The following is a 12345-nucleotide window of genomic DNA, read 5'->3' as shown; positions in this document are numbered from 1 at the left end:
GGAATCGTTTGAGCGGATAAAGATGCTGGTCAAACAAAAGCTTAGAGCCTGTGCAATGAGCCGAGGCGAACGCAACAGGCTCTAAGGGGGCCTCACACCCTACCCTGCCCGGTCCAGTGAATGGGCCTGGACCATGGCGCGCAGGGCGGCCACCTCCGCCCGCAGCGCTGCCACCTCCTCGCCCAGCGGGTCCGCCCCGGCGCGCACCGGCATGCCATAACCCACCGTCGCCTCCTCATCGCAGCCTTTGGGGCTGCGGGCGGGAATGCCCACCACGGTGAGGCCCTCGGCCACATCATCCACCACCACGGAATTGGCACCAACCCGCGCACCGCGCCCGACGGTGATGGGGCCGAGCACCTGCGCGCCCGCGCCGATGATCGCGCCATCCAGCACATCGGGGTGGCGCTTGCCGGGCTTGAGCGACAGCCCCCCCAGGGTCACGCATTGATAGATGGTGACGTCATCGCCGATGGTGGCGGTGCCGCCCACCACCACGCCCATGCCGTGATCGATGAAGAGCCGGCGGCCGATCTTGGCGCCGGGATGGATCTCGATGCCGGTGAGGAAGCGGGCGGTCTGGCTGACGAAGCGCGCCAGGGCCGGCAGGCCCCACCCGTGGAGCGCATGCGCCACACGGTGGCATTGCACGGCCCAAAGCCCGGGATAGCAGAGCAGGACCTCGGCCCAGGTCGGGCGCGCTGGGTCGCGGTCACGGATGGTGCGGCCGATTTCGAAAATTTCCATCAGTCGAGCCCCGCGAAGAGTGCCGTGGACATATAGCGCTCGGCGAAGCTGGGCGCGATGCAGATGATGCGCTTGCCGGCATTGGCCGGCAGGGCGGCGAGGCGCAGCGCAACACTGAGCGCCGCACCGGAGGAAATGCCCAAGGCGAGGCCCTCCATGCGGGCGGCGCGCCGGGCGGTGGCGATGGCATCGCGCTCATTGGCCAATTCGATGCCATCGAGCAGGCTGACATCCAGCACCGAGGGGCGGAAGCCGGGGCCTATGCCCTGAATGCCATGCGGGCCGGGGTCATCGCCATGCAGCACGGCGGATTCTGCCGGCTCTATGCCGATGACGCGCAAGGTCGGGGCGCGGGGTTTCAGCGCGCGGGCGATGCCGGTCATGGTGCCGCCGGTGCCAAGCCCGCCCAGGATGATATCCACCGCCCCTTCGGTATCGGCCCAGATCTCCTCGGCCGTGGTGCGGGCATGGATATCCGGATTGGCGGGATTGTCGAATTGCCGGGGCAGCCAGGCGTGTGGGGTTTGCGCGGCGATCTCCTCACTGCGGGCAATGGCGCCGGCCATGCCGCGGCTGGAGGGGGTGAGGACGAGCTCGGCGCCGAGCAGGCGCATCATCCGCCGCCGCTCAATGGAGGCGCCCTCGGGCATGGTGACGATCAGCCGATAGCCGAGTGCTGCGGCGACAAAGGCGAGGCCAATGCCGGTATTGCCCGAAGTGGGCTCCACCAGCACCGAGACGCCGGGGCTGATCCGCCCCTCCGCCTCGGCGGCGCGCACCATGGCGAGGGCGATGCGGTCCTTCACCGAGGCCATGGGGTTGAAGAATTCAAGTTTCAGGCAGAGATCGGCCACCAGCCGGTCCTCGGCCGCGATGCGCGGCAGGCGGACCAAGGGCGTGGCGCCGATGGTCTCCAGCACCGAGGCATGGATGCGGCCGCGGAATTGGGGGGTCATGACATCCATGGCGGTGTGGGCAGCCCTTTCCCCCGGAGGAATTCGGGGTTGAAGAGTTTCGACTGATAGCGCGCGCCACCATCGCAGAGGATGGTCACGATGGTATGCCCAGGGCCGAGGCGGCGGGCGACGGCGATGGCGGCGGCGACATTCAGCCCCGCGCTGCCGCCCACCGAAATACCCTCATGGATGGTGAGGTCAAAGACCTGTTCGAGGGCGAGTTCATCGGAAATCTGCACCGCGTCATCAATCGGCGCGCCGGCCAGATTGCCGGGGACGCGGCCCTGGCCGATGCCCTCGGTGATGGAGGAGCCGGCGAGTTCCAGCGTGCCATGGGTGACCCAATTATAGAGGCAACTGCCCATCGGGTCGGCCAGGGTGATGCGCAGATCGGGCTTATGGGCCTTGAGCGCCATGGCGATGCCGGCCAGCGTGCCGCCGGTGCCGCAGGCGCAGGTGAAGGCATCGATATGGCCGCCGGTCTGCGCCCAGATTTCGGCGCCAGTGGTCAGGCGATGGCCCTCGCGATTGGCCAGATTGTCGAATTGATTGGCCCAGACCGCGCCGCTCTCCTCGGCCAGGCGGCGCGAGACATGGACGTAATTGCCCGGGTCAGAGTAGGGCTTGGCCGGCACCAGGCGCAGATCGGCGCCGATCATGCGCAGGAAATCGATCTTCTCCTGGCTTTGGGTCTCGGGCATCACGATCACCGACCTAAAGCCCAGCGCATTGGCGACGAGGGTGATGCCAATGCCGGTATTGCCCGCCGTGCCCTCGACAATGGTGCCGCCGGGTTTGAGGGAGCCGTCTTCCATCGCCGCCTGAATGATGGCGAGCCCTGCCCGATCCTTGACCGAACCGCCAGGATTCATGAATTCGGCCTTGCCGAGAATCTCGCAGCCCGTCTCCGCGCTGGCGCGGGCCAGGCGGATGAGCGGGGTTTGGCCGATAGAGCCCAAAAGCCCATGGGAAATGGCGGGGTGCGTCATCTGGCGTTTCCAGTATCACGAATCATTGGCGTGTATTATGGGATAAGCCGGTGACGTTTTACAGGGAGCCCCCGATATGCTGCTGGAAGCCCGACCAGCCCTGGCGCTCGCGGTGGTGCTGGATATCGCCCTGCATGCCGGGCGCGGCACGGTGAGTGCGGCCGATATCGCCGAAAGGCTGGGGCTGGCGCGGCGCGGGTTGGAGCCGATTTTGCAGCCATTGTCGCGGCAGGGCGTGCTCAGCAGCACGCGCGGGCCGACGGGTGGGTATAGGCTGGCGCGGCCCCGGCGAGGCATCACCCTGGGCGAGATCATCCGCGCGGTGAGCCAGGAGGCCGCCCCACCGGCCGAGGGTGAGAGCAACCCTCTCTTCACCTTGGTGGTGCAGCCCTTTTGGATGGATATCAACGAGATGACACTGAAGCATCTTGATACCATCAGCCTTGATATGCTGGCCCGCCGCGCTGCCGGGGCGGGGCTGGCCAGCGCGCCGAGTGATGTGATCAGCTTTGTGATCTGATGGCGGGTTAGGCCCTAGCCCTGGCAGGGTGGTGAAACGCTCCCCCACCAGGCTCGACACATATAGAGACGTTTTCCCGGACCCTTGATTAATTTGCCATATCAATAAATTGATCGAAGGTGGCTGAAACTGAGCCTCCTCCTGGGGTGCTCGAGGGGCAAAGCCCCTCGATCTTATTGTCAGCAGCCAGCCAGACCCATGTCACCGCAAGCGAAGACGGTGACCTCGCCGATCACTCGCTGATGGTGACGTAGCGCAGATAGGGTTTTTTCGTCTCCCAGCCTTGGGGGAAGCGGGTTTTGGCGTCCGCGTCTGAGAGGCTGGGCAGGATGATAGCGCGCTCGCCGGGCTGCCAATTCACCGGGGTTGCGACTTTCTGTCGGTCGGTGAGTTGGAGGCTATCGATCACCCGCAGGATTTCGAGGAAATTGCGGCCGGTGCTGGGCGGGTAAGTCAGCGACAGGCGCAGTTTCTTGTTTGGATCGATGACATAGACGGTTCGCACGGTGACGGTGGGGTCAGCGAGCGGGTGGATCATGCCATAGGCTTCGGAGACTTTGCGGTCGGTATCGGCGATCATCGGGAAATTCACGGCCTGGCCCTGTGTTTCTTCGATATCAGCCTCCCAGCCGCCATGGCGTTCGAGGGTATCGACCGATAGGCCGATGATTTTCACGCCTCGGCGGTCAAATTCCGGCTTGAGGCGGGCGGCCTCGCCCAGTTCGGTGGTGCAGACCGGGGTGTAATCCTTGGGGTGGCTGAACAGCACGCCCCAGGAATCGCCGAGCCATTGGTGGAAATGGATGGGACCAATGGTGGTTTGCGCCTCGAAATCAGGAACAATTTGGCCTAGTTGGAGTGACATGGGGTGGTCTCCTGGGATGGCGCGCGCGGCTGCGCTGTGGTGGCAGAATTGCCAAATGGAATTCACGTTGACAATGCGTGCAATATAAGTATCTACAACGCATGAAGCGCAGATCGTTTTTCCATAGCCTCTCACTCACCCTCGCCGCGCCCATGGTCGCCTCTGCGCAACCAGGATTGGCGGATCGGCCGATCCGGCTGATTGTACCCGTCGCCCCGGGGGGAAGCCAGGATATCGTCGCCCGCCTGCTGGCGCGGCATATGGCGGGCCCGCTGGGCCAGAGCATCGTCGTGGAGAACCATCCCGGCGCGGGCAGCAATATCGGCTATGAGATCGTGGCCCGCGCCCGGCCGGATGGGCTGACCCTGGCCGCAGGGTCGGACAGCCTGTCGATCAATAAGGCGCTGTTTCCACGGCTGGGCTTTGATCCGGTGGAGGATTTCGCCCCCGTGGCGCAGGCCACCCAGGTGCCACAAATTCTGGTGGTGCGGGCCGATAGCCCGGCAGAAGGGCTGGCGGGGTTTGTGGAACTGGCCAAGCGGCAGCCATTGGCGGTGGGCACGCCCGGCAATGGCAGCCTATCACATTTGCTCCAGCAGGTGGTGCAGGATGCCTCCGAGGTGGAATGGACCCATGTGCCTTATCGGGGCGGGGCGCTGGCGGTCAATGACCTGATGAGCGGTGCGCTGCAGGGGGTGATGATCAATATCGGCGCCGTCACCGAGCATGTGCGGGCGGGGCGGTTGCGCGGGATTGTCGTTTCCTCGCCACAGCGCACACCAGCCTTGCCGCAGGTGAAGACCTTCCACGAATCCGGCCTCGCCCATGCCGAGGCGGTGGGTTGGCATGGGCTGGTGGCACCGCGTGGCACACCGGCCGATATGGTGGCGCGGCTGCATGCTGCGCTGGTGCAGACGCTGGCCGTGCCCGAATTGCAGCAGCGCCTGGCCGCCCTGGGCATTGAGAGCACCGAAGCGCCGCCCGAGGCGCTGGGGGCGAGGATGGTGTCCGATGCCCAGCGTTGGGGCGCTGTGGTGCGCCGTGCCGGGCTGAGGCCGGATTGAGCGCATTGCCCAGGCCCGGGCGGCGCACCATATCCCTCCCATGCATCGGCGGCATATTCTGACGGCCGTGCTCACCTCACCTGCCTTGGCGCAGGTGGATTTCCCTGAACGCCCGCCGCGGATCATCGTGCCGGCGGCGGCGGGCGGCAGCCAGGATAGCGTGGCAAGGCTGCTGGCCCGCTTCATGGCAGCACCGCTGGGCCGGCCCATCATCATCGAAAACCGGGCCGGGGCGGCGGGCAATATCGGCTTTGAATTCGTGGCCCGCGCCCGGCCGGATGGCCTTATCCTCGCCGCCGGTTCGGATAATCTCTCCATCAACAAGGCGCTGTTTTCAGGACTCAGCTTTGACCCGGTGGAGGATTTTGCGCCCGTCGCGCAGGGCACCCAGGTGCCGCAAATTCTGGTGGTGCGGGCGGATAGCCCCAGCGCGGACCTCGCCGGCTTTCTGGCGCGCGCGGGGTGCGAGCCGCTGGCGGTGGCCACTGGCGGCAATGGCAGCCTCGCGCATTTGTTGCAGGCGCTGCTGCAGGAATTGACCGGGCGGCGATGGAGCCATGTGCCCTATCGCGGCGGCGCGCCCGCTTTGAATGACCTGCTGGCGGGGGCGGTGCATGCCATGATGGGCAATATCGGCGCGGTGGCCGAGCAGGTTGGTGCGGGGATGCTGCGCGGGCTGGCCGTCTCCTCGCCCGGGCGGGTGGCGGCACTGCCCATGGTGCCGAGCTTTTCGGAGTTGGGCCTGGGCGATGCCGAGGTGGTGGGCTGGCATGGGCTGGTGGCGCCGCGGGGCACGCCACAGGCCGTGGTGGCGCGGCTTTATGCGGCGGTGCTGGAGGCCTTGCGGGTGCCACAGCTGCGCATAAGGCTGGATCATCTGGGCATTTCACCCAGCGAGGCGGGGCCGGAGGCGCTGGGTCAGCGCATGGCCGATGATGCCAGGCGCTGGCAGCTTCTGGTCAGCCAGGCCGGGCTGCGGCCGGATTGAGCCGAGGGGCTATTCCTGGTCGGCGAAGGGGTTTTCCGTGCCGCGCATTTGCAGCCGGATGGGCACGCCGGGCATGTGGAAGGCCTCGCGGAAGGAATTGACCAAATAGCGCTGGTATTCCACCGGCAGCAATTCCGCCCTGGTGCCGAAGACCACCATGGTGGGCGGGCGGGCCTTGGGCATGGTGGCGTAGCGCAGTTTCAGGCGCTTGCCCTGCACCAGGGGGGGCTGGTGGCGCTCCAGCGCCTCTTCGAACCAACGGTTCAGCGCGCCGGTGGGCACGCGCTTATTCCACAATTCCAGCACGCCGCGCACGGTGGGCATCAGCCGGTCCACGCCGCGGCCGGTGGCGGCACTCATGGTGACGATGGCAATGCCCTTCATCTGGGCGAAGCTGGCCATCAGCACATCATCGAGTTTTTTGCGGGTGGCCACGCGGTCTTCCACCGCATCCCATTTGTTCAGCGCGATGACCAAAGCGCGGCCTTCGCGTTCGGCCAAGCGGGCGATTCGCAGATCCTGCTCCTCCATGCCCAGCAGGGCATCGAGCACGAGCACCACCACCTCGCATTCCTTGAGGGCGGCGATGGAGGATTGCGCGCTCATCGCCTCCAGCTTGTCCTCGATGCGGGCCTTGCGGCGCAGGCCGGCGGTATCGACGAGGCGCACCATCCCCTCGCCATCATTCCATTCGCTGGCGATGGCATCGCGGGTGAGGCCGGGTTCGGGGCCGACGATCATGCGCTCTTCGCCCAGCAGGGCGTTCAGCAGGGTGGATTTGCCGGCATTGGGGCGGCCGAGAATGGCCAGGCGCAGCGGCCTCTCCTTCTCCTCGGCCTCGGGGTCGGGTTCGGGCAGGTTGTCGCGCACAGCGTCGTGCAATTCGCCAAAGCCCTCGCCATGCTCGGCGGAGACGGCGATGGGGTCGCCTAGGCCCAGCTCATAGGCCTCCAGCGCGCCGGCACCGCCATCGCGGCCCTCGGCCTTATTGGCGATGACCAGCACGGGCACCGCGGTGCGGCGCAGCTGGTTGGCGAAGGCGCGGTCGGTCGCGGTGATGCCCGAGCGGGCATCGACCACGAAGAGCACGAGATCGGCCATGCCGAGGGCCGTTTCGGAGCTGACCCGCATGCGGCCGGCGATGCTCTCCACCGGTGCCTCCTCCAGGCCTGCGGTGTCCATCAGGCGCACATCGCGGCCGCCGATTTCGGCCTCCACCTCGCGCCGGTCGCGCGTCACACCCGGGCGGTCATCGACGATCGCGATTCGCCGCCGGGCGAGCCGGTTGAACAGGGTGGATTTGCCGACATTCGGCCGGCCAAGGATGGCAACAATGGGGAGCACGGGTGAGAAAACCTTTACAAGCGCGTCTTGTGCGCCATGCCAGCCCCAAAGCCAAGCTTAACCGGGCGGCGAAAAAAACGGCCGCCCCTTGCGGGGGCGGCCAAGTCTAGGTTGAGGAAGGCAAAGCTGCCAGGAGGGCGTTGCACGCGGCAAATGCCGCACCTGACAAGTCGGGAATAGATCATCTCGCGAAACGTTCAAGAGGTTTTTTACAAAAAATTGCGAATCCGTTAGCTGTTGCGGTGCAGCAATGTTAGCCGGCCCGCTCCAGAATAGAGACGTAATTGGCCACTGCCGCGCCGCCCATGTTGAAAACCCCGGCGCGATCGGCCCGGGACAATTGCATATCGCCAGCCTCGCCAGTGAGTTGCATTGCGGTGAGCACATGCATGGAAACGCCGGTGGCGCCGATGGGATGGCCCTTGGCCTTCAGCCCGCCGGAGCGATTGACCGGCAGGCGGCCATCCTTGGCGGTCCAACCCTCCAGCACCGCCCGGGCACCCTGCCCTTCCGGCACCAGGCCCATGGCCTCGTATTCGATCAGCTCGGCGATGGTGAAGCAATCATGAGTCTCAACCAGGGAGAGGTCATCAAGGCCGAGCTGGGCGGTGGCCAGGGCCTGGCGCCAGGCCTGTGCCGCACCCTCGAATTTGATGATGTCGCGCGATGCCATGGGCAGGAAGTCATTCACCTGCGCGGTCGCGCGGAAGCGCACGGCGCGGGTGAAACCGGCAGCGGCCTCGCCGGAGGCGATGACCAGGGCGGCCGCGCCATCGCTGACCAGCGAGCAATCGGTGCGCTTGAGCGGGGGGGCGACGAAGGGGTTTTTCTCGCTCTCCGCCCGGCAGAAGGCATAGCCCAGGTCTTTGCGCATCTGGGCATAGGGGTTGTCCACGCCATTGGCGTGGTTTTTCGCGGCGATGGCGGCCAGGGCGTCGGATTGGTCGCCATGGCGCTGGAAATAGCTCTCGGCGATGCGGCCGAAAATGCCGGCGAAGCCAGCCGGCACCTCGCCCTCGGTCTTGAGGTGGGAGGCGCTGAGCAGAATTTCGCCAATGCGCGCCCCAGGTGTGGCGGTCATTTTCTCGACGCCGATCACCAGGGTGAAGCGGCCGCGTTTGGCGCCGAGGAAGTCCAGCGCGCCGTGAATGGCGGCCGAGCCGGTGGCGCAGGCGTTTTCATACCGGGTGGCCGGCTTGAAGCGCAGTTCGGGCACCGCCTGGAAGACCAGCGAGGCGGGGAAATCCTGCCGCACGAAGCCGCCATTGAACTGGCCGAGGAAGACGGCATCGATATCGGCGGGGTCGAGCCCTGCATCTTCAATGGCGGCGCGGGCGACGAGGCCGATCAGCGCCTCGGTATCGGGCGCGTCATCGAGTTTGCCGAAGCGACTATGCGCCCAGCCGATGATGCAGGGGTTGGCGGCGATATTGTCCATGTTGTTCCACCCAGGGCGTGTTGACCTGCCCCTTTTATAGACGGGCTGCGCCGAGGTAGCGAATCACCTGGATTTACATAAATTGCATATGGATATTCGGCATGCGGGAGAGCGGCCATTGGGCAGGCCATGGGCTTGGCGGCGACAGGGCGGGCTGCCTGCCACGCCAGGGCGCAAGGGGCCGGGTGGGGATGGGGCCGGCCGGGTGATTCTGCTTCTGGGCAGCATGGCCGGGGCGCTGCTGCTGTTCCTCACCTGGTTTGCGGCGCTCGCGCTCATCGCCGAGGATACGGCGATGCGGCAAAGCGCCGCCCAATCCCGCGCCATGGCGGCGGCCCGGGCGGCGCGCGATGCCCTGCCCCGCGCGCTGGAGCCTGCGCAACGCGCCCTGGCCGCGCTGCAAAGCCGCGCCCTCGCGCAAGCCCGCTTCGCGCAGGGCGAGGTGGATGCCATTGAAAAAAACCTGCTCGCTGCGGTGCATCACGGCCAGGATGGGCTGCGCGCGGTGGCGGTGAGCGATGCCAATGGCGTGCTCATCTGGCAGCCGCAACCGGGGGCGTTGCCCGCCTCGCTGGGCGGCAGCGGGTTGTTTTTGGCCCATCGCCAGGGGCGGATGGCGCCGTTGCTGACGGCCCTGGCGGCCGGGGGGCTGGTGCTCTCGGCGCCGATACCTGGCCCGGCCGGGCCGCTGGGGCGAGGCGGCTTTGCCGGGCTGGCGCTGGCGCTGATCGACCCGCAGCGCCTGGCCCAGGCCCTGCCCGGCGCCACCGGCCCCGGCGAGCCGCAGGTGCTGATCCTTGACGCCGAAGGGGAGGTGCTCGCGCGAGGGCGTCCAGCGATGAGCGGGGCTGGGCTGCAGCACCTGGAGCAGGCCGTGGCGCCTGGGCCGCTGCCTGCTGGCCATGCCGGGCGGGGGGTGTTCCGCCCGGCGGCCCAGGATGGCAGCGCCATGGCCGTGGCCACGGTTTCGGTGCCGGGCTTTGAACTGAGCGTGCAGGCGAGGGTAGAGGATATGGCGGGTGGTGATGCCGCTCATCGGCTGGCGCTGCTGGTCTATGGGCTGGCCATCGGCATGTCCTGCCTTGTTGTGCTGGGGCTGCTATGGCTCTTTGGGCTTATTCCGCGAGATGGGGTGGTGGCGGCTGCGGGCAGCGAATGCAGCACGTTGCTGCCAGGCGTGGCCTATGCGGCGCGCCTCACCCCCGCCCGGGCGGGCATGGGGTGGCAGATCAGCATCACCGCGGCCAATGCCGCGATGCTCCAGGTGACGGGCTGGGAGGTTGCGGATTTCCAGGATGTGGCGAAGTGGCAGCGCGGCATCGACTGGGGCAGCTATCCGCCCGGCCCGCCGCTGCTCGAACGCCTCGCCGCCCCCGGTGGGGAAGCTTTGGATGAGGGCGAGGTGGCGTATCGGCTGCGTCGGCCTGATGGCAATTGGATGTGGCTGCGTGAGCGGGCGCGGGTGGTGGGGCGCGGGCCTGGCCATGTGGATGTGCTGGGCTGGTTGGCCGATGTGACGGGAGAGCGCGAGGCTTCCGGCCTGGGTGATGACCGGGGGCAGATGGAGGCGCGGGGCGTCATGGCGGCTGGGCTGGCGCATGAATTGAACCAGCCACTGGCGGTGATGGCGCTCGCCGCCGAAAATGCGCTGGAGGCGCTGGAGGAGGGCGAGGCGGGCATTCCCCAGGCGCTGCTGCGGCTGCGACGCATCGCCGCCCAGGCCGAGCGCGCCCAGGCCATCGCCGCCCTATTGCGCAGCTTTGGCCGGCTGGAGGCGGTGGCGCTCGAGCCGGTATGCCTCGCCACTGCGCTGCGCGGGGCGCTTGGCCTTGTGGGTGGCACGCTGGCGGAGGCGGGCATTGAGGTTGCGCTGCATATGGCGCCGGGGCTTGCCGCGGTGCGGGGGCAGCCGGTGCTGGTGGAGCAATTGGTGGTTAATTTGGCGCTGAATGCGCGCGATGCCATGGCCGCATCCCCACAGGGGCAGCGCCGGCTGCGCATTATTGGCGAGCCGGGTCTGGCGGCGCATGAGGTGCGGCTGCTGCTGCGCGACACCGGCGGGGGTATTCCGGCCGAGGCGCTGGAGCGGGTGTTTGAGCCTTTCTTCAGCACGAAGCCGGCGCGCCAGGGCATGGGGCTTGGCCTGGCACTTTGCCGGTCGATCATGCTGCGCTTTGGCGGCCATATCGCGCTGCGCAATCTGGGCCATGGCCAGGGCGCCGAGGCGGTGCTGACCTTTCAGCGCGCATAGGCGTTTGCGGGTGATGGGGTGCCGCTGATGAGGGGCAAAGCCTTTTTGCTTTTTTCCTCTGCCATGAGCGTCTCTAAAGTCTGTGCAGCGAGCCGCGGCGCACCGAATTGGCTCTCAAACTGAACCGGCCCCGCCGGCGCCGAAAGGCGCGCAGCGGGGCCGGGCACGCCGGGGGGGCGAAGCGGTGGGAAGGGTCAGGGCTGCGGGAAGCCGGTGAAGACATAGCCAACCTGACGCACGGTCACGATGCAGCCATCCGAGAACTCCTCGGCCAGTTTTTGCCGCAGATGCAGCACGGCATTGTCCACCGCCCGGTCGCCCGGCCGCCAGCTGCGGCGGAAGACCTGCCGGGTGAGTTCTTCGCGCGAGCGAACCTCGCCGGGTTTGGCGGCAAGGGCGGCGAGGATATCGAATTCGGCGCTGGTGAGCCGCAGCGCCGTGCCATCGGGGCGATGCAGCCGCCGCGCATTGGTGAGGATGCGCCAGCCGGCCTCAGGCGGGTGGGGAATGGCGAGGGCCATTTGCACTGGGGCGGGCTGAGCGCCATTGGCGGGAGGGGGCATTTGCGGCGGCACATGGCGCAGCCAGGCGCGCAGCCTTGCCACCAATTCGCGCCCCGAGACGGGTTTGAGCAGGAAATCATCGGCGCCGAGCTCGAGGCCCTGCACCCGATCGGCCTCATCACGATTGCCGGTGTGGATGAGGATGGGGGCCTGGGTGACCATGCGCAGCGTGGGCAGCAGCGGCAGGGTATCCACCGGGCCAAAACGCTGGTCGAGCAGGATGGCATCAACATGGCGGGTGGTGAGAATCTTGATGGCATCGGCGAAATTATGGGCGGCGATGGGCTGGATGCCGTTGCGGCCGAGATAGCTGCAAATCTCGTCGGTCAGGTCGGTTTCGTCATCGGCGACCATGACGACGGGGCCGATGGCGGTGTCATTGGCGCCTGGCGGCAAGCCGGCGGATATGCTGGCCCCAGCAGGCTCGCCATGCGTGGTGCTGGCTTGGGTGGCGCGATCCATATTCAACAATAACATCTCTCTATCCCCCAGAGGCACGATTTAGTCTCAACTTTCTCACCCATTCTTCGGCCCCCCGACCGTTAAATGGCAAAGCTGCGTGCCTTCTAGCCCGGATTATTCACCAAGTTTAGCGGACATGGCGCAACGCCTTGATCGGC

General features: G+C 66.9%; 11 protein-coding genes. 4 read left to right on the top strand and 7 right to left on the bottom strand.

Annotated elements, in window-relative coordinates; all coding sequences use genetic code 11:
• Positions 1–99 precede the first annotated feature (99 nt).
• Genes cysE through ABWP84_RS16325 form a run of 3 tightly spaced genes read right to left on the bottom strand, consistent with a single transcriptional unit; the run spans position 100 to position 2692 of the window.
• Positions 100–747 carry a serine O-acetyltransferase gene (gene cysE / locus ABWP84_RS16335; RefSeq protein ID WP_353213098.1) on the bottom strand — a complete coding sequence of 216 codons (648 nt, stop codon included), beginning with the start codon at positions 745–747 and terminating at the stop codon, positions 100–102.
• Complete coding sequence (gene cysK / locus ABWP84_RS16330) at positions 747–1712, bottom strand: cysteine synthase A (RefSeq protein WP_408904285.1); 966 nt, start codon at positions 1710–1712, stop codon at positions 747–749. The genes cysE and cysK overlap by 1 nt, the downstream gene beginning before the upstream one ends.
• Positions 1700–2692, bottom strand: a complete 993-nt coding sequence (locus tag ABWP84_RS16325; protein ID WP_353213096.1) for a cysteine synthase A — start codon at positions 2690–2692, stop codon at positions 1700–1702. Before ABWP84_RS16325 ends, cysK begins: the two co-directional genes overlap by 13 nt.
• Positions 2693–2768: 76 nt before the next feature.
• On the opposite strand from ABWP84_RS16325, the gene ABWP84_RS16320 reads away from it, so the two are divergent.
• On the top strand, positions 2769–3212 hold the full coding sequence (locus ABWP84_RS16320) for an Rrf2 family transcriptional regulator (RefSeq protein ID WP_353213095.1): 444 nt from the start codon (positions 2769–2771) through the stop codon (positions 3210–3212).
• Positions 3213–3444: 232 nt separating this feature from the next.
• Here ABWP84_RS16320 and ABWP84_RS16315 read toward each other — a convergent pair whose 3' ends face one another.
• On the bottom strand, positions 3445–4077 hold the full coding sequence (locus ABWP84_RS16315; protein ID WP_353213094.1) for a peroxiredoxin: 633 nt from the start codon (positions 4075–4077) through the stop codon (positions 3445–3447).
• A gap of 101 nt (positions 4078–4178) precedes the next feature.
• Here ABWP84_RS16315 and ABWP84_RS16310 point away from each other — a divergent pair, with 101 nt between their 5' ends.
• Both ABWP84_RS16310 and ABWP84_RS16305 read left to right on the top strand, forming a co-directional pair.
• Complete coding sequence (locus tag ABWP84_RS16310; RefSeq protein ID WP_353213093.1) at positions 4179–5141, top strand: tripartite tricarboxylate transporter substrate-binding protein; 963 nt, start codon at positions 4179–4181, stop codon at positions 5139–5141.
• A gap of 40 nt (positions 5142–5181) precedes the next feature.
• Positions 5182–6129: a tripartite tricarboxylate transporter substrate-binding protein gene (locus ABWP84_RS16305; RefSeq protein WP_353213092.1), complete on the top strand. Its 948-nt coding sequence runs from the start codon at positions 5182–5184 to the stop codon at positions 6127–6129.
• Between the two features lie 9 nt (positions 6130–6138).
• On the opposite strand, the gene der is transcribed toward ABWP84_RS16305, so the two are convergent.
• Positions 6139–7473: a ribosome biogenesis GTPase Der gene (der, locus tag ABWP84_RS16300; protein WP_353213091.1), complete on the bottom strand. Its 1335-nt coding sequence runs from the start codon at positions 7471–7473 to the stop codon at positions 6139–6141.
• A 253-nt stretch (positions 7474–7726) separates the two neighbouring features.
• Positions 7727–8911, bottom strand: coding sequence for an acetyl-CoA acetyltransferase (locus ABWP84_RS16295; RefSeq protein WP_353213090.1), 1185 nt, complete (start codon positions 8909–8911; stop codon positions 7727–7729).
• Positions 8912–9116: 205 nt separating this feature from the next.
• On the opposite strand from ABWP84_RS16295, the gene ABWP84_RS16290 reads away from it, so the two are divergent.
• Positions 9117–11162, top strand: a complete 2046-nt coding sequence (locus ABWP84_RS16290; RefSeq protein WP_353213089.1) for an ATP-binding protein — start codon at positions 9117–9119, stop codon at positions 11160–11162.
• Between the two features lie 194 nt (positions 11163–11356).
• On the opposite strand, the gene ABWP84_RS16285 is transcribed toward ABWP84_RS16290, so the two are convergent.
• Positions 11357–12202 carry a response regulator transcription factor gene (locus tag ABWP84_RS16285; protein WP_353213088.1) on the bottom strand — a complete coding sequence of 282 codons (846 nt, stop codon included), beginning with the start codon at positions 12200–12202 and terminating at the stop codon, positions 11357–11359.
• Between the last annotated feature and the right edge of the window lie 143 nt (positions 12203–12345).

It is taken from the genome of Rhodovarius sp. (assembly GCF_040399605.1).
GTDB classification, from domain to species: domain Bacteria; phylum Pseudomonadota; class Alphaproteobacteria; order Acetobacterales; family Acetobacteraceae; genus Rhodovarius; species Rhodovarius crocodyli_A.
This window is presented reverse-complemented; position numbering and strand designations above follow the sequence as displayed.

Excerpts from the sequence above, each read along its gene's own strand:
- cysE (WP_353213098.1), bottom strand. The coding sequence starts at position 747 with ATGGAAATTTTCGAAATCGGCCGCACCATCCGTGACCGCGACCCAGCG.
- cysK (WP_408904285.1), bottom strand. The coding sequence starts at position 1,712 with ATGGATGTCATGACCCCCCAATTCCGCGGCCGCATCCATGCCTCGGTG.
- ABWP84_RS16325 (WP_353213096.1), bottom strand. The coding sequence starts at position 2,692 with ATGACGCACCCCGCCATTTCCCATGGGCTTTTGGGCTCTATCGGCCAA.
- ABWP84_RS16320 (WP_353213095.1), top strand. The coding sequence starts at position 2,769 with ATGCTGCTGGAAGCCCGACCAGCCCTGGCGCTCGCGGTGGTGCTGGAT.
- ABWP84_RS16315 (WP_353213094.1), bottom strand. The coding sequence starts at position 4,077 with ATGTCACTCCAACTAGGCCAAATTGTTCCTGATTTCGAGGCGCAAACC.
- ABWP84_RS16310 (WP_353213093.1), top strand. The coding sequence starts at position 4,179 with ATGAAGCGCAGATCGTTTTTCCATAGCCTCTCACTCACCCTCGCCGCG.
- ABWP84_RS16305 (WP_353213092.1), top strand. The coding sequence starts at position 5,182 with ATGCATCGGCGGCATATTCTGACGGCCGTGCTCACCTCACCTGCCTTG.
- ABWP84_RS16295 (WP_353213090.1), bottom strand. The coding sequence starts at position 8,911 with ATGGACAATATCGCCGCCAACCCCTGCATCATCGGCTGGGCGCATAGT.
- ABWP84_RS16285 (WP_353213088.1), bottom strand. The coding sequence starts at position 12,202 with ATGTTATTGTTGAATATGGATCGCGCCACCCAAGCCAGCACCACGCAT.